Origin of the sequence: Streptomyces sp. NPDC058092, assembly GCF_042884935.1 — a bacterium.
In the GTDB taxonomy this organism is placed as follows: Bacteria; Actinomycetota; Actinomycetes; order Streptomycetales; family Streptomycetaceae; genus Streptomyces.
The window spans coordinates 38,667-60,636 of sequence record NZ_JBHVSY010000038.1; the positions used below are offsets into that span (position 1 = coordinate 38,667).

The window sequence follows — 21,970 nt, forward strand, 5'->3', positions numbered from 1 at the left end:
CGGCCGGACCCGTTCCGCTTACACGGGTCCGAACCTGAGATCTTGATCCCGGGGAGGGTGCACACCTGTGCGCAGTCCCTGATGCACCCCCATGCGTAGACCGGTGGGGACGATGGTCGACAGGGCTTCGGCCCCGTCGGTGGAGCCTCGACTCCACTGGGAGCGCCCCCGCCGCGGTGAACGCGGACATCCGCGCGCTGTGGGAGCGGTCGGGCGGGCGTCTGTCGCCGGAGGGGCGGCGGGAGTATGAGCGGCTGCTGGTGGAGTGGGAGGCCGCGGTCCGGGCGGATGTCGTCGCAGCGGCCTGACCTGCGCGGCTCCGTTCGATTGTCAGCGCTGCCGTTTACGATCCGCCGTGGCAATCGATATCCCTGAAGATCTGATCATGCTGGAACGTTCCGCCGCTGAAGAGCAACGCAAGGCCCTCGCCGAGCCGTACACGAAGGAGGGGTGGGCGCCGTGGCGTGAGGCAGCGGCAAAGTTCCAGGCCGCCGTGACCACACATGCCGAGGCGGCCGGGGTGTCCCGGTACGAGCTGGAGATGGCCGTGAAGAAGGCGGTCCTGCACCCGGAGCCCCCAGCTGACGAGGGCTAGGCAGTTTCGTTTGGATCCGCAGGTTGACCATCAACCTGCGGATCATTGAGCTGTACGGGGAGGACGTCACGATCGCTTCCCTCCTCCCCGAGCCGGGTGCGGACACTGCACCGGGCCTCCCAGTGACGCACGGACAGATCGAGCGGGCGGCCCGGAAGCTCCGGCGGGGGCGCCCGTCTCAGGGTTTCAGGACCCCGTCGGCCACCGCGGCGACCACGCCGTCCACGTCGCAGGTTTGTCCCTTGACGAATTCGGGGACGATGGCGAGCTTGACGACGCCGGAGACGTCGATCGTCACGGTTTGGGGGCGGTTGATCTCCACCCTGACGTTCTTACGGAGCTTGCCGTCACCGATGACCGACAGCCGGCCGGACACCGCGACACCGTCGTCGTCCAGGCCCGCGGTGAAGGTCAGCGTCTTGTACTTCTCGTTGATGCTGTACTCAAGGCCCGACTGACAGAGGTAGGTGATGACCATGGCGCCGGGATAGGGCTTGCCACCCATGGTCACGTCCTGGATCGAGAAGATCTGGTCGGGGGCTATCCCGAGCGGGGTGAGGTCGGCCAGGAGCACCTCGTTGGCCGGTGGCGGCGCGGTGCCGGAGGGCGACCGCGTCTCGGCGCCCTCCGGCGCGTCCGGGGGCGCCGCCGTGACGGTGGTGGTGGCGGTCACCGTCTCAGTGACGGTCACGGTCCTGGCGGAGGGCGAGTCGACCACGGTCGGCAGTCCGAAGAAGCCGAGCAGGAGACCGATGACAGCGGCGCCCGCCGAGATGAGGGCGGCTATCTCGCCCAGCCGCCTCCGCGTCACCGGGGGGCCCGGATCCGGTTGGGGGTCCGGACCGGGGGCAGGCGTTGGGGGTGCGGGGGGTAACGGCGGCCTAGTACCGTCGTCGGGCGGTGGCGCTGTACTCACAGAACAGGTCCTTTCCTCGCATGATCGCAGTGCATTAAACGGGCCCGACGCCACGTTTCGCTAGGGTCTTTCGTTTGGATCACTTCCACTGGCCGCCCAGACGGACCGCTGGATCGCCGACGAGGAGCGCCGCGAGGCTGAACAGCAGCAGGGCGAGGAGCGGCAACCGCCCACCCCGGACTGGGTGCTGGAGCTCAGCATCGGCCTCGGTGCCCGACCCATCGAGGTACACGCCGGACACTGCTACGCCATCGGGAAACGTCACCAAGCGATCAGCCGCGAGCAAGCCCTCGCCGCACTCGCCGAAGGCATCAGGGCCTGCGCTCACCGCCGACCGGACACCGAGCTCGGGGTGCTGTGAGCAGCAGCCCGTCGCACCCTGAAAGCATGAGCATGCCGATAGTTGTCCACGGGCTGTCCCGCACTGGCGGGCGGAGGGTCGCCATCAACGGTCGGATCGCCGGGCTCGCGCGCGACGACCGCGACCTCGTCGAATTCCTGCGGCGGGCTGGCCTCGACGATGCCTGGGCCATCCTCGACGCCCCGCACTGGGTCGAATGGCGGGGCGGGCGGGCGCACCAGTACGCGGCGGCGTGACCTGCGGCTGGCCCGTCACTTCTAGTCGAACCGCTTGTCCAAGTGCCAGAGGCGACGCGTTTCGTCAATGAAGTCGTCTGCGTCGATGCTCACGTTTGGGGTCCGTTCCGATTCGCGCCAGGCATCGATGGAGCCGACCAGTTGGGGCGTCACGTGGCACCCGTGCCGCTCGAGATGGGGCGCGGCCGCCCTTTCGCTGTAGAACGCACAAGGCCGGGCCACTGGATGGAAGGCATGGGCGCCGAGGGATGGCAGGGACACTACGCCGGGCTTCCTATCCGATTGCGCATAACATGCCGACGTGGAGACCAGATGTGGGTTCTAGCCCGGGAGATGGACAACCCGCCGATCCAGTGAGCCAGTCAGCGGCGTTTCGCGTCCCAGACGCAAAGATGCCCCCGCCGCCCAGAAGGGCAGCGGGCGCATCTCGTTACTCAGGCGGCATCGTCCTCAGCGGCCGGCGAGATGTCGGGCTCGACGAACAGCCCGGCGTATTGCGGCTTCGACCGTTCCTCTACGAGCCCGAGATCGACGAGCGTCTCCATATCTGCGGCACTGTCGTCCACGCGCCGCTGCACCTGCTGCGGCGGAAAGTCAGCCATCAAGTCTCCTGTACATCGAGGTTGCCGCCAGGGCGCCGAGGCCGAGGAGGCTGCGGGGCTGGTCCGGCGTCGGAGTGGCGGCGCCAGCGCGGCGGCACACCAGGGCATCCGGATCATCCGGCGGCACCTGGAGACTGTAGCCGTCCGGGCAGGTCTGCCCCGACTTGCCGTCGCGAACCGACGCCATCATGAACGGACTGCCCCCGCACATTGCTCAGGTCATCTGCGGTCACAAGAACATCGACACCACGATCGGATACAAGGCGGTCTACCCTGCCGAGACGATCGAGGCCCACCGGGCGTTCATCGCCCGCCGGCGGGCCTCCCGTCCCGGCGAGGAGTACCGGATCCCGACAGAGGACGAGTGGGACGCCTTCCTCGCCCACTTCGAAAAGCGGAAGGTGTCCATCGGCACCTGCGCACGCGCCTTCGGATCCCCCTGCATCCATGAGCACGCTTGTGTCAGATGCTCGCTCCTCCGACCTGACCCGGCCCAACGGGGACGGCTTGCCGAGATCCGCGACAACTTGATCGCCCGAATCGCCGAAGCCGAGACGGAAGGCTGGCTCGGCGAGGTCGAGGGTCTCCAGGTCAGCCCGGCTGGCGCAGAGGAGAAGCTCAGCCAACTCGATCGGGGCCACGGGCAGCATACGGCCGTGGACCTTGGCATCCCCACCATGCGTGGTGATCGATGAACCTACGAAGGTGGGATGCCGCATGACCCTCAACCAAGATCGAGAATAGGTTTAAAGAAGCGTGCATCAAAGGCCCTTCAGAACACGATCAAGTGCCGCCCGGCCTGCAGGTCCCCAGTGCGGCTTGCCGCCGGGAAGGCCCCGATCTCCGTTCTGCCCCATGAGCATCAGGAACAGGCTCTTCATAGCAGCCAGCCCGCGGGCGCGCCGGATCGCCGCCTCGTCTGCATGGGCGTACATGTCGAAGAACCGTGAGGCCGTGCCCGCGGGCAGCAGCACCCATGCGGCGGCGAGGTCCCACGCCGGATCGCCGGCGAACATGGCGCCGAAGTCGACGATGCCCGAGAGCGTTCCGTCCGAGACGACGACGTTCGCGGGATGGAGGTCGCCGTGCACCCACACCGGCGGGCCCTCCCACGCGTGGGCCGCAACGGCGTCGTCCCAGACGGCCCGGACGTCGGCAGCGATGTCGTTGGGGCCAACGGCCTGGAAGAAGTTCTCGAAGCCGTCCGTGCAGTTCCTGGGATGGGCACCGAAGTCCGTAGCGATCGGCGCCTCGGCGGGCGCCTCCACATGGAGCGCCCGGAGGAAACCCGCCAGCGTGTCGGCCGCGTGGTCGCCGCGGCTGATCGAGCCGTGGTCCAGCGGCTCGCCGGGAACCCACGTCATCACGGTCCAGTGCTTGGGGAAGCGCTCGGACGGTTCGCCGAACCGCACCGGGAGCGGCACCGGGAGCGGCAAGCGCGGGGCCAGCACCGGTAGCCACCGCCGCTCCTTCAGCTGGAGCTCCGGAGTGGGGTCCATGCGCTGCATGCGCACGGCCAACTCGTCTCCGAGGCGCCACATTTGGTTGCCCCAGCCGCCCGCCACCTCCCGGATGGCCAGCCCTGCAAGGTCTGGATGTTGCTCCTGCAGCAGGTCGCGGACCAGGTCTGCGGTGATCTCGATCTCGGTGTCGGTCATGCGAAGTCACAGTACCGAGGCGGCAGGCGGAGCAGTTCTCGCTCTCCGGAACATCTCGCTGTGATCCCTCTGGCATCACCAATTCGGTTTCAAAGAGCTGCAGATCAGAAGCTTTGGGACGGCACGGCCCCAAAGTTCAGAGAAGCCTGCATCCGGTGTCCGATGTTCCAGGTCAGCCCGAAGATGATCAGCCGGCTGTACGACCTCGAAGCCGAGCTGATCGCCCGCAGAGCCCACGCCCAAGCCGAAGGCTGGGCCGGGGAGATCGAAGGGCTTGATCTCACCCTCCAGCTCCTCCGCGCCAAGCGCGAAGACACCCAGCGCATCGCACATCGCCCGCCCACCGAGCTGGGCATCCCCGAGCCTCGCAGGCAAATGCGGCTGCAGTGAACGAAGACGCCGGGCGGCTCGCCTCGCTGCCTGCGCCACTCGTCTACTGGGCGGGGGCGTCCACGCGGATCAGGGTCTGCTGACGCGACGAGCTTGGCCTGGCCGTCGCGCACGCCGAACACGTCCAGTCGGCACACAGTGAGCGTGCGCCCTGGCCTCAGGACCGTGCCCACCGCTTCGATCTGATCGCCGAGGGCGGGCGCGAGGAGGTTCAGCTTGTACTCGACAGTGAGAACTTCGGTGTTCTCGGAAAACAGGGTGAGCGCGGCATAGCCGCCGGCGCTGTCCGCGATGGCGCTGGTGGCACCCGCGTGGATATAGCCGTGCTGCCGGGTGACCTCGGGTCGGCTTCGCAGGACGATGTGGACACGGCCCAGCGCGATGTCGGTGACCTCAGCGCCGAGGTGGCGCATCAGGCCCTGGCGGGCGAAGCTGTCCCGGATGCGCGCCTGGGTCTGAGGGCTCGCTTCCTGCTGATCCTGCTCGGGGTGCTCGCGCATCGTTCTCCTTCCGTGGTGCCGCGGCGCGGCTTGGTGTCACCAGCCGGCCAGACGTTCCAGCAGCAGGAAGCCGCCGATCGCGATCATCATGGCACCCGAGATCCGGGTGACGGTCCGGGCGGCCCCGGGCCGGGTCTTGAGCACAGTGCGGGCCAGCAGTCCCACCGCCGGATACACCACCGCGCAGGCCACCACGTGGACGACGCTGAGCAGTCCGGTCTGGGCAGCGACCGGCCATCCGGCCGCGGTGTCGATGAACTGGGGGAAGAGGGAGAAGAACAGCAGCAGCGCCTTCGGATTGAGGCCGCTGACCCCGGCGCCTCTCAGGAGTACCTGCCACCGCGAGGACCCCACGGTCTCGTCCGAGGCGGCCACGACAGCGGGCTGGCGCAGCACGCTCCATCCCAGCCACATGAGGTAGCCGGCCCCCGCCGCGGTGAGCACGGTCAGGACGGGCGTGGAACCGGCCACGATCACCGCCAAGCCCGCGACGGCCAGCAGCGCATACGCGACGTGGCCCGCCACCAGCCCGGCGACCGCGGGGACGACCGATCGATCCCGCAGGCCCGCGGAGATCGCAAAGGCCCAGTCCGCGCCCGGGGTGAAGACGAGCAGCAGATCCACTGCCAGGAAGGCAGCCAATGTGGTCGTATCCATGAAGCCATACCTCTCACCTGCACGTTTGCAGGAGAAAGGCTAGGCCGGATTGCCCCAAAGGTGTTCCTGCATCTACCCAGGATTCGAGGGTAATGAGGAAGAATCTTCTACATGGATGCCATCGATCGCAAAATTCTTGCGGAGCTGCAGCAGGATGGCCGTCTGACGATCACCGAGCTGGCGGCGCGAGTGCAACTGAGCGTCTCGCCCTGCCATCGCCGGCTCCGCGACCTCGAACAGCAGGGCGCGATCCGCGGCTACCGGGCGGTGGTGGACCCAACCGCTCTGGACCTCAACTTCGAGGCGCTCGTCTTCGCGACCCTGCGCTGGCAGGCACCCGACACCGTCACCGCATTCGAAGAGGCGGTGACCGCCATTCCCCACGTTCTCCAGGCCCAGCGTCTCTTCGGCGAACCCGACTACCTGCTACGCGTCGCCACCACCGATCTCGCCTCCTTCCAGCAGCTCTACGACCAGCAACTGGCCCGCCTGCCCGGCGTCCAGCGTCTGACGTCGACCCTCGTGATGAAACACGTCGTCGAGGATCGGCCCCTCCCCGGATGATTCCGGCAGAGCAGTCTGCCTGCCCCACGCCCGAACCCCATCCATCCGAGTGAAGTGCAGAGAAGCACCGGAAGCCGGCAGGCCCGCTACCGAGACCCGTCCGGTAAGCAGCGCGCGAAGACCTTCACCGGGCAGGATGCCAAAAGGAAGGCTGAGGCGTTCCTCGACAAGACGAGGGACCAGGTCCGCAGCGGGTCATTCGTGGACCTCGACCGCGGCCGCTCACTGTCGAGGAATGGCATGCCAAGTGGCAGGCGGCGCAACGCATCGGCGAGAACACTCGCGAGACGGCGACGAGCGTGTGGACCAACCACGTGAAGCCGCACTTCGGGTCGTGGCGACTCACCTCCATCGGGAATCTCGATGTTGAGGAGTGGCTTGCCGGCCGCGTGGCCGTCGTGGGCGTAGGAACGATTGAGAAGGCGTTCCAGATGCTCGACCGGTTGCTGACGGCCGCGGTGCGAGACCGCCGCATCAGCCACAACCCTTGCGAGGGCGTCAAGCTCCCCAGGGCTCAGGCGAAGCACCCCGATGACCTGATGCCGCCGACCTATGATCAGCTGGCGCAGATCCGGGCTCACATGCCAGGCCACTTCCACGCGATGCTGGTCTTCGCCGAGGAGACTGGGCTCCGGTGGGGTGAACTGGTCGGCTTGCGCCGGTGCTTCGTGGACTTCGAGGCGGGCAGCATCCAGATCCGCGAGACGATCATCCAGGTTCACGGCACGCCGAAGCGGAAGGCCTACCCGAAGTCGGCAGCCGGCAGCCGGACGGTTCCAATGTCGGCCCGCGCGGCTCACGCCCTGAAGGAGCACCTGGAGCGGCATCCCGCCGAGCCTTCTCGCACGGCACCGTCCAGCGGCACGCATGCCAAGGAGCTGGTGTTCCGCGGGCGTCGCGGAGGTGCGCTGGGCAGAAGCAACTTCTGGCGGCTGTGGACGTCCGCGAGCGAGGCCGCGGGCGTCGCCAGGCAGGTGGAGAACCCGGTGACGGGTCGCATCGAGCGGTGGCCGCATGTGCACGACGTTCGGCACGCTTTCGCATCGCGCCTGCATGCGGCGGGTGTGCCGGAGGCTGACGCTCAGAAGATCTTGGGTCACGAGCGCGGCGCGAAGATCACGTGGCTGTACACGCACGCCGGCGCGGGGTCGGTCGATGCGGTGCGTGCCGCCCTGGATCAGGGTGGCTTGAGGGTCGTCTCGTAGCGGAGTCCTCTCAAATTCCACAACGCGTCCACGCGTCCACATCCGATGAGATCACCCCACATCCGGACCTTGAGGGGTTCAGATGTGGGGTGATCTGCGGTTTTACGGAATACGAGCCCTCCACCTGTATGGATATCGCTTCCACATCAGGCATCCTTTTCCCTGTTGAGGTAGTTGTAGACAGTGAAGCGGCTGACCCCCAGCGCGCCCGCCACCGTCTCCACTCCGTGCCGTACGGAGAAGGCACCGCGTGCCTCCAGGGTCCGTACGACCGACTGCTTGGTCCTTCGGTCCAGCTCGGCGAGCGGCATGCCGTGCCGGCGCTCCATGGTGGCCAGGATGTGATCGAGCGAATCCGAGAGCTGGGGAAGCCGGACCGCTATGACGTCTTCGCCCTCCCAGGCCAGCACGACGTCATCGGGTTGCGCCTGCTCGGGTCCGAGCAGCTCGGCGCCCATGGCGTCGACGAGCGGCTTGACCGCGGTGACGAGGGGGTGGTCCGCCGGTTCGGTCACTTCGGGCCCTCCCCGATCACGTTGACCTGAAGCGACACGCGAGTGGCACCGGATGCCAGCACGCGACGCAGCAAGGAGTCCACCGCGGTGAGCACCTCGTCCGCGCCGCCCTCCGCGGTGTTGCCGAAGGGGCCGACGTCCACGGCGTCCAGGTCGGCGTTCTGGATGACCTCGCGGGCGACGACCGCGTGCGCGGGCGCCTCGTCGAGATCGAAGGGTTCGGTGGTGAACTCCACCCTCAAGCGCACGGTGCCTCCCTGGTGCGTTCGCCGCGTCCCTGTGCGCCCGCGGCCCGGGGCCCGACCCTAACGGACGGGCGCCGGGGCCGTCGGGCGGCGGCTCGCCCTCAGTGCCGGGGCGGTCCCGATACCCGGTACGGGAGCACGCAGACGGCCACCGGGGCGGAGAAGGCGTCGCCGGTGCGGGTCAGGCCGCCGCTCCTCGCGTCGACCCGGAAGACCGTCACCGTGCTCGACTTCTGGTTGGCGGCGAAGAGCAGCTTCCCGTCCGGTGCGAAGGCGATCTGGCGGGGGAAGTCGCCGCCGACCGGCACGGTGTCGAGCAGCCGCAGCGCGGCCCCGTCGTCCTCGACGGCGTAGCGCGTCAGGCTGTTGTGCCCCCGGTTGGCGAGGTAGGCGAAGCGCCCGTCGCCGGTGACCAGGAACTGCGCGGGATAGCTGGTAACGGCGTCACCCCGGCCCGTGGCCGACGTGGGCCTGGGGCCTGGGTGGTTGCCGTCCGTGGAGGGTTTCCACGGAGTACCGGCGCCGGTCCCGGTGGACTGCGGGGCGCCCGGGGAGAGGGTGCCGGTGGCCGGGTCGTAGCCGCAGACGACGGCGGTGTTGTCGACCTCGCAGGCCAGGTAGGCGAAGCGGCCGCCCGGGTGAAATGTGATGTGCCGCGGTCCGGCACCGGGGCGCAGTGCCGCGTAGGAGATCTGTGCGAGGGTGCCGTGTTCCTCGTCGAGCCGGTACGTGTACACGGAGTCGTTGCCGAGGTCCACGGCGAGGATGTGCCCGCCGTCCGGGGTGGTGATGATCTGGTGGGCGTGCGGCCCGTCCTGGCCGGGGCCGGGCGGCGGCGCGGTGTGCGCGACCAGATCCGTGCGCTCCCCCAGCGAGCCGTCGTCCCGGATGGGGTGCACCGCGACGCTGCCGGAGGTGTAGTTCGCGGTGAGCAGCCACCTTCCCGTGGGGTGGACGGAGAGGTGGGTGGGCCCAGCCCCGCCCGTGCCGCGGGTTCCGAGCACCCGGTGGGCGCCGTCCGGTGAGAGCGCGACGGCCGTCACCCCGCCCCGCTCCTGCTCGTCGACCGCGTAGACGGTGGCGCCCGAGGGGTGCATGGCCAGGTACGAGGGATTGTCGACGCCGGTGATCACGGGGCCGGATGAGATCGCCCCGGTGGCGGCGTACGAGGCCGTGCCTATGCCCTTGCCGCCGCCCTCGACCGAGGTGTACGTGCCGAGCAGCAGCTGCCCGGTGGCGCGCGGGCGCGAACCCACCGTGGGCGCGGAGTCGGGCGCGGCCCCCGGGGGCCGGATCGAGCCGGGCGGCGCGGGGGCCACGGACAGGGCGGCTCCGGCGAACAGGGCTCCGAGGACGGTGCGGCGGCTGGTGGCGTGGTTCATGCGAGGCACCTCGTGCGGGGGTCGAGTGCGGGGGCGTACGGGGGCGTGCGGGGGGCGAGTGCCGGTGGTCGGACATGGGCGTCACGTGCGGGCGTCGGCACGGCTGCTTCGGGTACGGCCGCGCCGTGTGCACCAGCCACCCTGTCCCGGCCCGGCCCCCCTCGGCAACCGGCGCATTTCCGGCTTCCCCTCGAGCAACGGGCACGAAGGCACCCGGCCCGAATTCCGGGCACCCCCTTGACAGCTCTCCCCGCTCCGGGCAATCTTCCGTTGCGTAGAAACTAACTTCCGCAATACGGAAGGAGCGCCGAACCCTCATGGGCTACCCGGACCAGCGCTTCGATGTGAACCTTTCGATCCTCTTCACGGAACTCCCGCTCCTGGAGCGTCCCGCGGCCGCCGCCGCGGCCGGCTTCACGGCGGTCGAGCTGTGGTGGCCCTGGATCGGGACCCCCACTCCGCCGCAGGCCGAGCTCGACGCCCTCAAGAAGGCGCTCGACGACGCAGGCACGCAGTTGGTGGGGCTGAACTTCTATGCCGGACAGCTGCCCGGCCCCGACCGCGGCGCGCTCTCCGTGCCCGGTGCGGAGTCGGACCGCTTCCGCGCCAATATCGATGTGTCGGCCGACTTCGCCGCCTCGGTCGGCTGCAAGGCGCTCAACGCGCTCTACGGCAACCGCGTCGACGGCGTGGACCCGGCCGTGCAGGACGAACTCGCCCTGGAGAACCTGGTCGTCGCCGCCCGCGCGGCCGACCGGATCGGGGCGATCCTGCTGATCGAGACCCTCAACAGGCCGGAATCACCGCGCTACCCCCTGGTGAGCGCACCGGCCGGCATCGAGATCGTCGACAAGGTCAACGCGGCGACAGGGCTCGGGAACGCGAAGTTCCTGCTGGACCTGTACCACCTGTCGATGAACGGCGAGGACCTCGGCCAGGTCATCACGGCGTACGCCGAGAAGACCGGCCATGTCCAGATCGCCGACAACCCGGGGCGCGGCGCACCCGGCACCGGCTCCCTCCCGCTGGAACAGCTCCTCGACGAGCTGACGAAGGCCGGATACGACGGCTGGGTCGGCCTGGAGTACAAGCCGGGTGACCGCCCGAGCGCCGAGGCCTTCGAGTGGCTGCCGGCCACCGCGCGGGCCGCCCGCTGAGGGTGGCAACTCCCCCTCGTACACACGCTTATCGGAAGGCACCCTCATGAGCAACAACCTCCCCAAGGTTGCGTGGATCGGTCTCGGCATCATGGGCTCCCCCATGTCCGAGAACCTGATCGGGGCCGGGTACGACGTCACCGGTTACACCCTGGAGCAGGACAAGATCGATCGGCTGGTCGCGGCCGGCGGCACGGGCGCGGGCTCGATCGCCGAGGCGGTCCGGGACGCCGATGTCGTCATCACGATGGTGCCCGCCTCCCCGCAGGTCGAGGCCATCGCGTACGACCCCGACGGCATCCTGGAGAACGCGAAGCACGGCGCACTGCTGATCGACATGTCATCGATCACCCCGCAGACCTCCGTGGACCTCGCGAAGAACGCCAGGGAGAAGGGCATCCGGGTGCTGGACGCCCCGGTGTCCGGCGGCGAGGCCGGTGCGATCGAGGCCGCGCTGTCGATCATGGTCGGCGGTGAGCAGGCCGACTTCGACACCGCGCAGCCGATCCTCCGGGCGCTCGGCAAGACCATCGTGCTGTGCGGTCCGCACGGCTCCGGGCAGACGGTGAAGGCCGCCAATCAGCTGATCGTCGCGGTCAACATCCAGGCGTGCGCCGAGGCGGTCGTCTTCCTGGAGAAGTCCGGCGTCGACCTCGCCGCCGCGCTGGATGTCCTGGGCGGCGGACTGGCCGGTTCGACGGTCCTGACCCGTAAGAAGGACAACTTCCTGAAGCGGGACTTCGCGCCGGGCTTCCGGATCGACCTGCACCACAAGGACATGGGCATCGTCACGGACGCCGCCCGCAATGTCGGTGCCGCGCTGCCCGTCGGCGCCGTGGTCGCCCAGCTCGTCGCCTCGCTGCGCGCCCAGGGCGACGGCGGCCTGGACCACTCGGCACTGCTGCGCTCGGTCGAGCGCCTGTCGGGTCAGCCGGTCCGGGCCTGACCGTCCGGGCCAGGCCGTCCTGGCCTGACCACCCAGGTCCGGCCGTCCGGGCCTGGCCGTCCGGGCCCCGCCGGGCCCGGCAACCAGAGACTTCCGGATGGCGTCGGCGCCGACACCTGTCCTGTCGCGCCCAGGCGTCGACGCCATCCGGAATACCAGACTCCCAAATTCAACAATCTGTTGACGTCGGGTTCGGGGCGTACTTACGCTCCTGGAGCCCCGAGCCGTCGCAGTTCAGCAGCTCAGCAGCTCCCGTACGGAAGGTCGCCCCGACACCATGACGCAGCGTGTGCTTACGACCGAGTCAGGCGCCCCGGTCGCCGACAACCAGAATTCCGCCACCGCCGGCGTCGGTGGCCCGATCCTCCTCCAGGACCAGCACCTGCTGGAGAAGCTGGCCCGCTTCAACCGGGAGCGCATACCGGAGCGCGTGGTCCACGCCCGCGGCTCCGGCGCGTACGGCTACTTCGAAGTGACCGATGACATCACGGCGTTCACCCGCGCGGACTTCCTCTCCGAGGTCGGCAAGCGCACCGAGACATTCATCCGCTTCTCGACCGTCGCCGACTCGCTGGGCGGCGCGGACGCCGTACGCGACCCGCGCGGCTTCGCCCTCAAGTTCTATACGGACGAGGGCAATTACGACCTGGTCGGCAACAACACCCCGGTGTTCTTCATCAAGGACCCGGTCAAGTTCCCCGACTTCATCCACTCGCAGAAGCGCGACCCGTTCACGGGCCGTCAGGAGCCGGACAACGTCTGGGACTTCTGGGCCCACACGCCCGAGGCGACCCACCAGGTCACCTGGCTGATGGGCGACCGCGGCATCCCCGCCTCGTACCGTCACATGAACGGCTACGGCTCGCACACGTACCAGTGGACGAACGCCGGGGGCGAGGCCTTCTTCGTCAAGTACCACTTCAAGACGAACCAGGGCGTGCGCTCCCTCTCCAGCGAGCAGGCTGCCGAACTCGCGGGCAAGGACGGCAACTCGCACCAGACGGACCTGCTCCAGGCCATCGAGCGCGGCGTGAACCCGTCCTGGACGCTGTACGTGCAGGTCATGCCGGCCGCCGAGGTCGCGGACTACCGCTTCAACCCGTTCGACCTGACCAAGGTGTGGCCGCACGCGGACTACCCGCTGCTGCGCGTGGGCCGGCTGGTCCTCGACCGCAACCCGGACAACGTCTTCGCCGAGGTCGAGCAGGCCGCGTTCTCCCCGAACAACTTCGTGCCCGGCATCGGCCCGTCCCCGGACAAGATGCTCCAGGGCCGGCTGTTCGCCTACGCGGACGCGCACCGCTACCGGCTGGGCGTCAACCACACCCAGCTCCCGGTGAACGCGCCGCGCACCGCGGTCGTCGACAACTACGGCCGGGACGGGCTGCACGCCACGCGCAACGGCGCGCGCCACGACAAGAACTACGAGCCCAACTCGTACGCCGGCCCCGCCCAGACCGACGCGGCACTCTCCGCCCCGCTCGCGATCCACGGCTGGACCGGCACCCACGCGGCGCCCGCCCACATCAAGGACGACGACTTCTTCCAGGCGGGCGAGCTGTACCGGCTGATGTCCGGGGACGAGAAGGGCCGCCTGGTCGCCAACATCGCCGGGGGCCTCTCCCAGGTGACCCGCGACGACGTGATCGAGAAGAACCTCGCCCACTTCCACGCCGCCGACGCCGACTACGGCACGCGCGTGGAGGAGGCCGTCCGCGCCCTGCGCGAGGACTGAGCCTCACAGCGAGGGAGGCCGTCCGCCCATGCGCGAGGACTGAGCCTCCCACCGAGCCCTGCTCGCGCCGCGAATCCGGATGAGGGATGTCATGCGGTGCGGGCAGGACGAGGTCGCGGCGGTTGTGCGATGCCAGTGCGGTGGTGGGGGCAGGTGGGCCTGCTCGTCTCCTGACCTGAAGGGGACGAGGGCTTCCGGCCCGATCGCCGCCGCCGCGACCCCAGTTCTGTTTTCCCGTGCCAGGGCGCGGAGTACGGATACGGTCCCGTACTCCGCGCCCTGCTTCGCGTTGCGTTCCGGTTCTGTGCCCGGGGTGCCGGCCCCCGCCGCAAGGGTTCCGGCCCCGGACACCGGACGGGCCGGGCCGGGCCCATGACCGTGGCCCCCGCCCCCAGGAGTCGGGGACGGGGGCCACGGTCGGGCCGGCAGGCCGTCAGGATGCCGTCAGCGGGCGGATCGCGGTCGGGGCGTGGGACGGGTCCGTCGCAATGTCCTCGAACTCGTTGACGGACGCGATGTCCGTACCGCTCATCGCGATGTTCGTCACGCGCTCCAGAATGGCCTCGACGACCACCGGGACCCGGAACTCCGCGGCCAGCTTCTTGGCCTCCTCGAAGGCCGGCAGCAGCTGGTCGGGCTCGGTGACGCGGATCGCCTTGCAGCCCAGACCCTCGACGACCTTGACGTGGTCGACGCCGTAGACGCCGAGCTCCGGCGAGTTGAGGTTCTCGAACTCCAGGCTGACCTGGAAGTCGATGTCGAAGTTGCGCTGCGCCTGGCGGATCAGGCCCAGGTAGGAGTTGTTCACCAGGACGTGGACGTACGGGATGCGGTGCTGTGCGCCGACCGCCAGCTCCTCCAGCATGAACTGGAAGTCGTAGTCGCCGGAGAGCGCGACGACGGAGCCTTCCGGGTCGGCCGTGGCGACGCCCAGCGCGGCCGGGATGGTCCAGCCGAGCGGGCCCGCCTGGCCGCAGTTGATCCAGTGGCGCGGCCGGTGGACGTGCAGCATCTGCGCACCGGCGATCTGGGAGAGGCCGATCGTGGTGACGTACCGGGTCTCGGGGCCGAAGGCCCGGTTCATCTCCTCGTACACCCGCTGCGGCTTCAGCGGCACGTTGTCGAAGTGCGTACGGCGCTGCAGCGTGGCCCGGCGCTCCTGGGTGGACGCGGCCCACTCCGAGCGGTCCTTGAGCTTCCCGGCGGCCTTCAGCTCGCGCGCCACCTCGGCGAACAGCTCCAGCGCCGCCTTGGCGTCGGAGGCGATGCCGAGGTCGGGGGCGAAGATCTTGCCGAGCTGGGTGGGCTCGATGTCCACGTGGACGAAGGTGCGGCCCCGGGTGTAGACGTCCAGTTTGCCGGTGTGGCGGTTGGCCCAGCGGTTGCCGATGCCGAGGACGAAGTCGGACTCCAGGAAGTTCGCGTTGCCGTAGCGGTGCGAGGTCTGCAGGCCGACCATGCCCGCGTTCAGCTCGTGGTCGTCGGCGATGATGCCCCAGCCCATCAGAGTCGGGACGACCGGGACGCCGGTCAACTCTGCGAATTCAACGAGGAGTTCGGACGCGTCGGCGTTGATGATGCCGCCGCCCGCGACGAGCAGCGGGCGCTCGGAGGCGTTCAGCATCTCCAGGGCGCGCGCGATCTGCTTGCGGGTCGCGGCGGGCTTGTGCACCGGCAGCGGCTCGTACAGATCGGGGTCGAACTCGATCTCGGTGAGCTGGACGTCGATGGGCAGGTCGATGAGGACCGGGCCGGGGCGGCCGGTGCGCATCAGGTGGAAGGCCTGCTGGAAGACGCCCGGGACCTGGGCTGCTTCGAGGACGGTCGTGGCGGCCTTGGTGACGGGCGCCGCGATCGAGGCGATGTCGACCGCCTGGAAGTCCTCCTTGTGGAGCACGGCGGTCGGCGCCTGGCCGGTGACACAGAGGATCGGGATCGAGTCGGCGATCGCGGAGTAGAGGCCGGTGATCATGTCGGTGCCGGCCGGTCCGGACGTGCCGACGCAGACGCCGATGTTGCCCGGGCGCGCCCGGGTGTACCCCTCCGCCATGTGGGAGGCGCCCTCGACATGGCGGGCGAGCGTGTGATGAACCCCGCCGGAGGCCTTGAGGGCCGCGTAGAAGGGGTTGATCGCCGCGCCCGGCACACCGAACGCGTTGCTGACGCCTTCGCGCTTGAGGATCTCAACTGCCGCTCGGGCAGCGGTCATTCGAGGCATTGAGTGCTCCTGCTCGGACCTGGTGGAGTCGGGCTCTGTCGCGCCACCTGAGAGCACCAATCCCGCATTGATTCCGCGTTAATTCCACATTGCGGAAAATTGATTCTGTTATACGGAAGTCAATCTAAAGCGCGCCCGGGCGGCCGTCAAGAGAGCCCGCGCGGCGCGGACCGATGCGCGCGCCGGTCCGCGAAGTACGCCAAGTCGCTCCCCAGGGCCTCGCTCCTGGTGGACCATGGGGGTACGGAGCGGAGCCGGCCCGTACAGGTCGGCTCCGGCGCGTCGGGGCGCGCCGAGGCGGCCCGCCGCCGGGGCACACGCCCGGGGCCGGAGGGAGACCATGGTGGAGTCGGTGCCGGTACGCTGTCCGGCCTGCCGCCGCGACCACGCGTACAGCACGCCGGTCTATCCGTGTCCGTGCGGTGCGCCGGCCTCCCCGCCCGTGCTGCGCGGCGCCCCGGTCGTACCGATCACGCACCGCACCTGGAACGACGACTGGGTGACGGTGCGCTGCCGTAGCTGCGGGCGGCTCGACCAGTGGCCGCAGCCGGAGTTGTGCTGCCCGTGCGGCACAGTGCTGCGCATACCGGTCCGTCCGGTGACGGCCCACGACGGCACCGCCGCCCCCACCGACGGCACCGGGTCCGCCCGGCCGTCCCACATCCCGCTGCCGCGCACCGCGCCGCCGCCCCGGCCGGCGTTCCGGCCGCGGCCGATCCGTACGGCACACGACGCGGTCGCCGGCGCCGCCCTGTATCTGAAGTGGCTGGGCTACCACGACGACGTACAGCCCGCGGAGCGCTCCCCCGCGCGGATCGACCTGCGGGCCACCGGGCTGATCGCCCAGGTCGACGCCACCACCCGCCCGACCGCGCTGCACGACGTCGAATGCCTCTGGCTGCACGCGCTGACCGCGTCCGCCAGGAGCGTGCACTTCTCACTCGCGGGCTATGCCAAGGACGCCGAGGCGCGCGCGGACGGGCTCGGCATCCCGCTCTTCACGATGGACCTCACGGGAACGCCGCAGCCGGTCAACACCCCTGCGGACGAGCTGATCAGCACCGGCGCCTGAGACCGGCCGTCATACGCGGGCGCCATACTGGCCGCATGCGTATCCGTACCGCCCGCCGCTCCGATCTTCCGCTGCTGCAGGACATCGAGCGCGCCGCCGGCGAACCGTTCCGCACGCTCGGCATGACCGCCGTCGCGGACGACGATCCGCCGCCCCTCGACCTGCTGGACGGCTACCGCCGGGCCGGCCGTGCCTGGGTGGCCGCGGACGGCGACGACCGCCCGCTCGGCTATCTGATCGCCGACCCGGTCGACGGCGCGGCCCACATCGAGCAGGTCTCCGTCCATCCGGCCGTCGCACGGCGCGGACTGGGCAGCACGCTCATCGACCATCTCGCCGGGTGGGCGGCCGCCGGCCGGCTGGACGCGCTCACGCTGACGACCTTCTCCCACGTCCCGTGGAACGCCCCGTACTACACCCGCCTCGGCTTCCGTGCGCTCGCGGAATCCGAACTCACCGACGGGCTGCGGAAGATCAGGGCGGAGGAGGCGGAACACGGCCTGGACCGCTGGCCGAGGGTCTGCATGCGCCGCGAGATCCCGCGCGCCGAGCACGACCCGCGCCTCAGCGGAACCGGCCGGCAACAGTGAGTGCAATAGGTCACGTTCGAGCCAGGGGCCACAAATGTTCGGTCCGTTGTCAGTGGCGGGCCTTAAGGTAGGGCCATGGTTTTAACTCCACGACAGACCCCGCCCACCGGCCCGCCGCGCACGACCCGACCGACGCACCCGTCCGCCGCCCAGGCGAACGAGGCGATACGGGCGTTGGTCGACGCGGGAGCCGGCCAGGACTGGTCGTCCGTGGAATCCGCCGCCTACGAGGTGCTGCTGATCGAATGGGCGGCCGCGACCCGGGGCATGGCTGGCGACATCATCGAGGCCGCCTGACGACGCCCGGGGCGATCCGGTCCTACCGGCCGTAGCGCTCCCGCAGTTCGATCTTGCGGACCTTCCCGCTGACCGTCATCGGGAAGGTCTCCAGGATCCGCAGCCGCCGCGGGATCTTGTAGCGCGCCAGCTGGTCGCGGCAGTAGCCCGTCACCTCGTCCAGGGGCGGCGGGTCCGCCGGGTCCCTCGGGATGACGCAGGCCAGGATCTCCTCGCCGTACATCTCGTCCGGTACGCCCACCACCTGCACGTCCGCGATCTTCGGGTGGCCGTGGAGGAACTCCTCGACCTCCCGCGGATACACGTTCTCGCCGCCGCGGATGATCACGTCCTTGATCCGGCCGACGATCTGTACGTAGCCGTCCTCGCGCATCACCGCGAGGTCCCCGGTGTGCATCCAGCGGCCCTCGTCTATCGACTCCGCGGTGCGTTCGGGCTGCTCCCAGTAACCGAGCATCACGCTGTAGCCCCGGGTGCAGAGTTCGCCCGCCGCGCCGCGCTCCAGGGTCACGCCGGTCACCGGGTCGACGACCTTGACCTCGATGTGCGGCATGACGCGGCCGACCGTGCCGGTGCGGCGCTCCAGGTCGTCGTCGCGGCGGGTCTGGGTGGACACCGGCGAGGTCCCCGTCATGCCGTAGCAGATGGACACCTCGTCCATGTGCATCTCGGCGACGACCCGCTTCATCACCTCGACCGGGCAGGGCGATCCGGCCATGATGCCGGTGCGCAGCGAGGAGAGGTCGTACGAGGCGAAGTCGGGGAGGTTCAGCTCGGCGATGAACATGGTGGGGACGCCGTAGAGCGAGGTGCAGCGCTCCTGTTGCACGGCGGCCAGCACCGCGGCGGGCTCGAAGGAGGGCGCCGGGATCACGATCCAGGCGCCGTGCGAGGTGGCGCCGAGGTTGCCCATGACCATGCCGAAACAGTGATAGTGTTTGTGGGCAATTTCCCCGGAAGCTCCGCCATCGGGTCTACGGGGCGTCCCTGGCGTACGTCGCCATGCCCGGCTCAGCCCACAGTGTCCCGTCCTCAGTCAGGGCCACCAGGGCCTTGCGCATCGTCGAGGTGGACACGTCGAACTCGGCGGCGAGCTCAATGGTGGAAGGGATCGCCTCGCCTGCCGGGTACTCCCCCAACTCGACCCGGCGCCTGATCTCCTGCGCGAGTTGCTTCCACACGGCCCGGCGCCTGTCCAGCTCAAACGTCATGTGCCGATCGTCGTACAGCGCACTACGCATCGCGACCGGGGTAGAGCGCACATCGCATCGTCGATGCGCTCGATGCCTGCCCGCCCGGTTACATGAAGAGCAGGCGGTACAGCCCTGACCTCGCTCCGCCTGAACCAACGAAGCCCCAGCCCCTCGAAGGTGAGGAGTCGGGGCTTCGTCGTGTCTGCTCACGGGAGCAGGGGGCGCCCCTCTTGCGCTGCTCCAATGTGCTCCGTCCGGAGAGCGTCGGCGCCATGCTCGGCGATGAACGCGCGCACTCGACCGAGGGGGGAGTCTGGCGGGGGCGGCTTCCCGCTCACCGTGCCGCCGAGGATCACCGCTCCGAACGCTGCGCCTACGTCCTGCGGGCTGTCCATCTCCATACGTGCACCGTAGGCCGAGGGTCTGACAGCCGGGTGACCACCGTCACGGCTCGGGCTCCTGCACGATTCACGAAGATGAGCAGCACGCCCATCGCGGCCCGGCGGGCTCCCCAACAACAGGCTTGCGGCGGGGGGCGGAGCCTGAAACGGTCCTGGCGTGACAGTACCCCTGGGAGACAAACGCAGGTTCGCCGTCGAAATCGGCGACCGGGATCACGGATTGCGTCGAGTGGACCTGTGGGCGGCGGGACAGTGGTTGACCTGCGACGACAACATGGCCTTCGTTGCGCAGTTCCGGCACACGGTGCTGGAGACCGCCAACTGTGTGCGCTCTGGCAAGGGTTCACCGCTGCCCTGGCCTGACTTGCCCGCCGAGGTCAACCACCGGCGTCTCCTGCTGGGTTCCGAGACACCTCACGACACCGATGCCGGTCCCCGCGGTCGGTACCGGGGACTGGAATGGGGTCCCACCACGGACAACCTGATCAGCTCGCTGTTCCGCAACCGGGACAGCCTGACACTCACCTTCGAGTTCTGGCGCAAGGAGCACCTGCTCACGCATCCCGCGCACGCAGGGCACGTCTTCGTCGTGGAAGTCCCAGTACCGGAGTTCGTGGAGATCCTGGACGGCCTTGTGACCGCGTTGGACGACATCCAGCACGAGCGTCTTCCGGCCGGCGACTGATCAGACCGGGCTGACCGCTGTCACTTCTGATGAGCAGTTCGATTTCCGCGCTCGGTGGGATGCATCCCGAAGTGGCGAACATCTGCTGTTCGTTCTGGGTTCTGGGGTTCTGGCTCAACTTCTGTGACGCGACCACTCTCAGTGATCCGCCTTGCCTTCGAATTTCCGAGCGGCAGAGTCCAGGTGGCTCGTTGGGAGAGGGCGGTAGCGAGTGTTCGTCGCCAGCGAAGGACCGCGAAGTTCATGGCGGCGTGTGCCAGGGTCCTGGCATGACTTCGACACCGGATGGACGCCCTATCCCACCCGCACATGCTGGCGAGCGCGCCATGCTGGAATCGTGGCTCGACTTTCACCGTGCCACTCTCGCCCTGAAGTGCTCAGGTCTCAAAGACGATCAATTGCGGCTGGCCTCGGCTGCGCCGTCGTCGATGACACTGCTGGGCCTCGTCCAGCACATGGCCGAGGTGGAACGCAACTGGTTCCAGCGTGTGTTCGCCGGCCAGGACGTGCACGCAGTCTTCGGGGAGAGCAACGTCGACGGCTTTGCACTTGAGGATGGCCGAGGACTCGACGAGGCCATGGCGGTCTGGCAGACAGAGGTCGGTCGAGGGCGTGAGCTCATCGCTGCCGCCTCGCTGGACGACTCCGGTCGGCTGTCTGAGCAGGAAGCCAGCCACGTAGGTGACGGAGGGGTTTCACTGCGCTGGATCATGGTCCACATGATTGAGGAGTACGCACGTCACAACGGCCATGCCGACCTGATCCGGGAGCGCATCGACGGTGTCGCCGGGGCGTGAAATGCGGTTGGCGACAACTTGTTCGGCTGGCTTTATTCACCAGTAGTGTCGTGATGCCGTCACTAGCTGTTACGACAACAGGACTATTTTTCTGAGGAGTTGGAAGCCGGCGCGGCCGAACATTTGGCGCTTGAGCATCTTGATCCGGTTGACATGCCCTTCGACGACACCTGAATTCCAGGGGAGGGTGAGGCCGGCGATGACGGCTTCGCGGTCGCGGTCGATGCCCGCGGCGAGGGTGTGGAGGCTGGGGAGGTCGTCCTGTCTGACTGCGGCGAGCCAGTCCGGCAGGCGCTCACCCTGGCGCTCGGTGAGCATGGTCGCGAAGGACCGGACATGCCCGGTGAGTGCGTCGATCTCGGGGCAGTTGGCCCGGACGTTCTTCAGGTGGAGGTGTTCGGTCTCGGAGAGGGTTTCCGGGCGGCGGAGAACCCATCCGGCGACGGCCCTGGGCGAGGGAGGACGGGCTGTCACGGGCCGCGGCGAGGTGCGCTTCTGGCGGAGGTACGCGCGAACGCGCTGGTAGCTGCCCTGATAGCCGAGTGGGACGATCTCTTCCCATAGTTTCCAGGCGTTGGTGCGGCCTTCGTTCCAGCGGTCGTCCAGGTAGGGCTTGTACTCGTCGAGGACCGAGGTCCGGGTCTGCCCCTGACCGGTGAAGAGGTCTTCAGGCCGGGCGGCGTCCGCGTACCGTTTGACGGTTCGGCTCGTCATGCCGAGCTGCCGCTGAATCGCGCGACGGCTATGCCCTGCCTCTACCAGGGCATGGATCGTGGCATGCATGGTCCGGGTTCGGTCGGCGAACCGGTGGCCGGTCGGCCACGGTGAGCCGGAGGACTCCTCCGCCGGGTCGGGCTCTGTCTCGGGCGTTTCAGGTGTCTCGGGCACCAGGACTCGCAGGCATCGGCGGTGCTGGGAGATGCTCCGCTCGGCGGCCTCGCTGAGGTTGTGCCAGAGGGTACTGGTGGGCCGTCGGCGAGGTGCCTGCTGAGCAGGCCCTTTTCCAACGGCCCCCAGCCCGAACGACGCATGCGACTTTCGCCGCACGTCGCT

Annotated in this window: 26 protein-coding genes and 2 pseudogenes; 16 read left to right on the top strand and 12 right to left on the bottom strand. The window is 69.0% G+C overall.

Features of this window, described 5'->3' with window-relative positions; all coding sequences use genetic code 11:
- Positions 1-176 precede the first annotated feature (176 nt).
- Both ACFVV1_RS37805 and ACFVV1_RS37810 read left to right on the top strand, forming a co-directional pair.
- Positions 177-308, top strand: a complete 132-nt coding sequence (locus ACFVV1_RS37805; protein WP_389999294.1) for a hypothetical protein — start codon at positions 177-179, stop codon at positions 306-308.
- 77 nt (positions 309-385) lie between these two features.
- On the top strand, positions 386-595 hold the full coding sequence (locus ACFVV1_RS37810) for a hypothetical protein (RefSeq protein ID WP_389999297.1): 210 nt from the start codon (positions 386-388) through the stop codon (positions 593-595).
- 178 nt (positions 596-773) lie between these two features.
- Here ACFVV1_RS37810 and ACFVV1_RS37815 read toward each other — a convergent pair whose 3' ends face one another.
- The gene (locus ACFVV1_RS37815; protein WP_389999299.1) at positions 774-1,406 is read right to left on the bottom strand and encodes an NPCBM/NEW2 domain-containing protein; all 633 of its coding nucleotides are present in this window, start codon (positions 1,404-1,406) and stop codon (positions 774-776) included.
- A gap of 289 nt (positions 1,407-1,695) precedes the next feature.
- Here ACFVV1_RS37815 and ACFVV1_RS37820 point away from each other — a divergent pair, with 289 nt between their 5' ends.
- Both ACFVV1_RS37820 and ACFVV1_RS37825 read left to right on the top strand, forming a co-directional pair.
- Positions 1,696-1,872, top strand: a complete 177-nt coding sequence (locus tag ACFVV1_RS37820) for a DUF6233 domain-containing protein (protein ID WP_389999302.1) — start codon at positions 1,696-1,698, stop codon at positions 1,870-1,872.
- A 26-nt stretch (positions 1,873-1,898) separates the two neighbouring features.
- Entirely contained in the window at positions 1,899-2,108 is a 210-nt protein-coding gene (locus ACFVV1_RS37825) for a hypothetical protein (RefSeq protein WP_389999304.1), read from the top strand.
- A 434-nt stretch (positions 2,109-2,542) separates the two neighbouring features.
- On the opposite strand, the gene ACFVV1_RS37830 is transcribed toward ACFVV1_RS37825, so the two are convergent.
- A complete protein-coding gene (locus tag ACFVV1_RS37830) occupies positions 2,543-2,710 on the bottom strand; it encodes a hypothetical protein (RefSeq protein ID WP_389999307.1) in 168 nt (55 codons plus the stop codon).
- Positions 2,711-2,898: 188 nt separating this feature from the next.
- On the opposite strand from ACFVV1_RS37830, the gene ACFVV1_RS37835 reads away from it, so the two are divergent.
- Entirely contained in the window at positions 2,899-3,405 is a 507-nt protein-coding gene (locus ACFVV1_RS37835; protein WP_389999310.1) for an integrase, read from the top strand.
- A 66-nt stretch (positions 3,406-3,471) separates the two neighbouring features.
- Here the strand turns inward: ACFVV1_RS37835 and ACFVV1_RS37840 are convergent, their stop codons facing one another.
- Positions 3,472-4,368, bottom strand: a complete 897-nt coding sequence (locus tag ACFVV1_RS37840) for an aminoglycoside phosphotransferase family protein (RefSeq protein WP_389999312.1) — start codon at positions 4,366-4,368, stop codon at positions 3,472-3,474.
- Between the two features lie 162 nt (positions 4,369-4,530).
- On the opposite strand from ACFVV1_RS37840, the gene ACFVV1_RS37845 reads away from it, so the two are divergent.
- Positions 4,531-4,758: a recombinase gene (locus ACFVV1_RS37845; RefSeq protein ID WP_389999314.1), complete on the top strand. Its 228-nt coding sequence runs from the start codon at positions 4,531-4,533 to the stop codon at positions 4,756-4,758.
- A gap of 43 nt (positions 4,759-4,801) precedes the next feature.
- Here ACFVV1_RS37845 and ACFVV1_RS37850 read toward each other — a convergent pair.
- Positions 4,802-5,258: pseudogene (locus tag ACFVV1_RS37850) on the bottom strand (PaaI family thioesterase).
- Between the two features lie 36 nt (positions 5,259-5,294).
- A complete protein-coding gene (locus tag ACFVV1_RS37855; RefSeq protein ID WP_389999316.1) occupies positions 5,295-5,915 on the bottom strand; it encodes a LysE family translocator in 621 nt (206 codons plus the stop codon).
- A 111-nt stretch (positions 5,916-6,026) separates the two neighbouring features.
- Between ACFVV1_RS37855 and ACFVV1_RS37860 the strand changes: the two genes are divergently transcribed.
- Both ACFVV1_RS37860 and ACFVV1_RS37865 read left to right on the top strand, forming a co-directional pair.
- Complete coding sequence (locus ACFVV1_RS37860) at positions 6,027-6,479, top strand: Lrp/AsnC family transcriptional regulator (RefSeq protein ID WP_389999319.1); 453 nt, start codon at positions 6,027-6,029, stop codon at positions 6,477-6,479.
- 197 nt (positions 6,480-6,676) lie between these two features.
- Positions 6,677-7,684: a tyrosine-type recombinase/integrase gene (locus tag ACFVV1_RS37865; RefSeq protein WP_389999360.1), complete on the top strand. Its 1,008-nt coding sequence runs from the start codon at positions 6,677-6,679 to the stop codon at positions 7,682-7,684.
- Positions 7,685-7,830: 146 nt separating this feature from the next.
- Here ACFVV1_RS37865 and ACFVV1_RS37870 read toward each other — a convergent pair whose 3' ends face one another.
- The 3 genes from ACFVV1_RS37870 to ACFVV1_RS37880 all read right to left on the bottom strand — a co-directional run bounded on the left by ACFVV1_RS37870 (position 7,831) and on the right by ACFVV1_RS37880 (position 9,826).
- Positions 7,831-8,199 carry a helix-turn-helix domain-containing protein gene (locus ACFVV1_RS37870; RefSeq protein WP_389999322.1) on the bottom strand — a complete coding sequence of 123 codons (369 nt, stop codon included), beginning with the start codon at positions 8,197-8,199 and terminating at the stop codon, positions 7,831-7,833.
- The gene (locus ACFVV1_RS37875; RefSeq protein ID WP_389999324.1) at positions 8,196-8,447 is read right to left on the bottom strand and encodes a thiamine-binding protein; all 252 of its coding nucleotides are present in this window, start codon (positions 8,445-8,447) and stop codon (positions 8,196-8,198) included. Before ACFVV1_RS37875 ends, ACFVV1_RS37870 begins: the two co-directional genes overlap by 4 nt.
- 98 nt (positions 8,448-8,545) lie before the next feature.
- On the bottom strand, positions 8,546-9,826 hold the full coding sequence (locus ACFVV1_RS37880; protein WP_389999327.1) for a lactonase family protein: 1,281 nt from the start codon (positions 9,824-9,826) through the stop codon (positions 8,546-8,548).
- A gap of 317 nt (positions 9,827-10,143) precedes the next feature.
- Between ACFVV1_RS37880 and ACFVV1_RS37885 the strand changes: the two genes are divergently transcribed.
- From ACFVV1_RS37885 to ACFVV1_RS37895, 3 genes are all read left to right on the top strand, one after another.
- Positions 10,144-10,983, top strand: a complete 840-nt coding sequence (locus tag ACFVV1_RS37885) for a TIM barrel protein (protein WP_389999329.1) — start codon at positions 10,144-10,146, stop codon at positions 10,981-10,983.
- A 46-nt stretch (positions 10,984-11,029) separates the two neighbouring features.
- Positions 11,030-11,929, top strand: coding sequence for a 2-hydroxy-3-oxopropionate reductase (locus ACFVV1_RS37890; protein WP_389999332.1), 900 nt, complete (start codon positions 11,030-11,032; stop codon positions 11,927-11,929).
- A gap of 277 nt (positions 11,930-12,206) precedes the next feature.
- On the top strand, positions 12,207-13,664 hold the full coding sequence (locus ACFVV1_RS37895; RefSeq protein ID WP_389999335.1) for a catalase: 1,458 nt from the start codon (positions 12,207-12,209) through the stop codon (positions 13,662-13,664).
- A 433-nt stretch (positions 13,665-14,097) separates the two neighbouring features.
- Here ACFVV1_RS37895 and gcl read toward each other — a convergent pair whose 3' ends face one another.
- Positions 14,098-15,873: a glyoxylate carboligase gene (gcl, locus tag ACFVV1_RS37900; RefSeq protein ID WP_389999338.1), complete on the bottom strand. Its 1,776-nt coding sequence runs from the start codon at positions 15,871-15,873 to the stop codon at positions 14,098-14,100.
- A 352-nt stretch (positions 15,874-16,225) separates the two neighbouring features.
- On the opposite strand from gcl, the gene ACFVV1_RS37905 reads away from it, so the two are divergent.
- The 3 genes from ACFVV1_RS37905 to ACFVV1_RS37915 all read left to right on the top strand — a co-directional run bounded on the left by ACFVV1_RS37905 (position 16,226) and on the right by ACFVV1_RS37915 (position 17,841).
- Positions 16,226-16,954 carry a hypothetical protein gene (locus ACFVV1_RS37905; protein ID WP_389999363.1) on the top strand — a complete coding sequence of 243 codons (729 nt, stop codon included), beginning with the start codon at positions 16,226-16,228 and terminating at the stop codon, positions 16,952-16,954.
- Between the two features lie 35 nt (positions 16,955-16,989).
- Positions 16,990-17,544 carry a GNAT family N-acetyltransferase gene (locus tag ACFVV1_RS37910; RefSeq protein ID WP_389999341.1) on the top strand — a complete coding sequence of 185 codons (555 nt, stop codon included), beginning with the start codon at positions 16,990-16,992 and terminating at the stop codon, positions 17,542-17,544.
- 75 nt (positions 17,545-17,619) lie between these two features.
- Positions 17,620-17,841, top strand: a complete 222-nt coding sequence (locus tag ACFVV1_RS37915) for a hypothetical protein (protein WP_389999343.1) — start codon at positions 17,620-17,622, stop codon at positions 17,839-17,841.
- Between the two features lie 22 nt (positions 17,842-17,863).
- On the opposite strand, the pseudogene ACFVV1_RS37920 reads toward ACFVV1_RS37915, so the two are convergent.
- Positions 17,864-18,775 (bottom strand): annotated as a pseudogene (locus tag ACFVV1_RS37920) (AMP-binding protein); the annotation flags it as partial.
- Positions 18,776-18,815: 40 nt separating this feature from the next.
- Positions 18,816-19,052 carry a winged helix-turn-helix domain-containing protein gene (locus ACFVV1_RS37925; protein WP_389999346.1) on the bottom strand — a complete coding sequence of 79 codons (237 nt, stop codon included), beginning with the start codon at positions 19,050-19,052 and terminating at the stop codon, positions 18,816-18,818.
- A gap of 540 nt (positions 19,053-19,592) precedes the next feature.
- On the opposite strand from ACFVV1_RS37925, the gene ACFVV1_RS37930 reads away from it, so the two are divergent.
- Both ACFVV1_RS37930 and ACFVV1_RS37935 read left to right on the top strand, forming a co-directional pair.
- A complete protein-coding gene (locus ACFVV1_RS37930) occupies positions 19,593-20,120 on the top strand; it encodes a hypothetical protein (protein ID WP_389999349.1) in 528 nt (175 codons plus the stop codon).
- Positions 20,121-20,389: 269 nt separating this feature from the next.
- Entirely contained in the window at positions 20,390-20,917 is a 528-nt protein-coding gene (locus ACFVV1_RS37935; protein WP_389999351.1) for a DinB family protein, read from the top strand.
- Between the two features lie 69 nt (positions 20,918-20,986).
- Here ACFVV1_RS37935 and ACFVV1_RS37940 read toward each other — a convergent pair whose 3' ends face one another.
- Positions 20,987-21,631: a transposase gene (locus tag ACFVV1_RS37940; RefSeq protein ID WP_389999354.1), complete on the bottom strand. Its 645-nt coding sequence runs from the start codon at positions 21,629-21,631 to the stop codon at positions 20,987-20,989.
- Positions 21,632-21,970 lie beyond the last annotated feature (339 nt).

Excerpts from the sequence above, each read along its gene's own strand:
- ACFVV1_RS37810 (WP_389999297.1), top strand. The coding sequence starts at position 386 with ATGCTGGAACGTTCCGCCGCTGAAGAGCAACGCAAGGCCCTCGCCGAG.
- ACFVV1_RS37825 (WP_389999304.1), top strand. The coding sequence starts at position 1,899 with ATGAGCATGCCGATAGTTGTCCACGGGCTGTCCCGCACTGGCGGGCGG.
- ACFVV1_RS37830 (WP_389999307.1), bottom strand. The coding sequence starts at position 2,710 with ATGGCTGACTTTCCGCCGCAGCAGGTGCAGCGGCGCGTGGACGACAGT.
- ACFVV1_RS37835 (WP_389999310.1), top strand. The coding sequence starts at position 2,899 with ATGAACGGACTGCCCCCGCACATTGCTCAGGTCATCTGCGGTCACAAG.
- ACFVV1_RS37840 (WP_389999312.1), bottom strand. The coding sequence starts at position 4,368 with ATGACCGACACCGAGATCGAGATCACCGCAGACCTGGTCCGCGACCTG.
- ACFVV1_RS37845 (WP_389999314.1), top strand. The coding sequence starts at position 4,531 with ATGTTCCAGGTCAGCCCGAAGATGATCAGCCGGCTGTACGACCTCGAA.
- ACFVV1_RS37855 (WP_389999316.1), bottom strand. The coding sequence starts at position 5,915 with ATGGATACGACCACATTGGCTGCCTTCCTGGCAGTGGATCTGCTGCTC.
- ACFVV1_RS37860 (WP_389999319.1), top strand. The coding sequence starts at position 6,027 with ATGGATGCCATCGATCGCAAAATTCTTGCGGAGCTGCAGCAGGATGGC.
- ACFVV1_RS37880 (WP_389999327.1), bottom strand. The coding sequence starts at position 9,826 with ATGAACCACGCCACCAGCCGCCGCACCGTCCTCGGAGCCCTGTTCGCC.
- ACFVV1_RS37885 (WP_389999329.1), top strand. The coding sequence starts at position 10,144 with ATGGGCTACCCGGACCAGCGCTTCGATGTGAACCTTTCGATCCTCTTC.
- ACFVV1_RS37890 (WP_389999332.1), top strand. The coding sequence starts at position 11,030 with ATGAGCAACAACCTCCCCAAGGTTGCGTGGATCGGTCTCGGCATCATG.
- ACFVV1_RS37895 (WP_389999335.1), top strand. The coding sequence starts at position 12,207 with ATGACGCAGCGTGTGCTTACGACCGAGTCAGGCGCCCCGGTCGCCGAC.
- gcl (WP_389999338.1), bottom strand. The coding sequence starts at position 15,873 with ATGACCGCTGCCCGAGCGGCAGTTGAGATCCTCAAGCGCGAAGGCGTC.
- ACFVV1_RS37910 (WP_389999341.1), top strand. The coding sequence starts at position 16,990 with ATGCGTATCCGTACCGCCCGCCGCTCCGATCTTCCGCTGCTGCAGGAC.
- ACFVV1_RS37915 (WP_389999343.1), top strand. The coding sequence starts at position 17,620 with ATGGTTTTAACTCCACGACAGACCCCGCCCACCGGCCCGCCGCGCACG.
- ACFVV1_RS37925 (WP_389999346.1), bottom strand. The coding sequence starts at position 19,052 with ATGACGTTTGAGCTGGACAGGCGCCGGGCCGTGTGGAAGCAACTCGCG.
- ACFVV1_RS37935 (WP_389999351.1), top strand. The coding sequence starts at position 20,390 with ATGACTTCGACACCGGATGGACGCCCTATCCCACCCGCACATGCTGGC.
- ACFVV1_RS37940 (WP_389999354.1), bottom strand. The coding sequence starts at position 21,631 with ATGACGAGCCGAACCGTCAAACGGTACGCGGACGCCGCCCGGCCTGAA.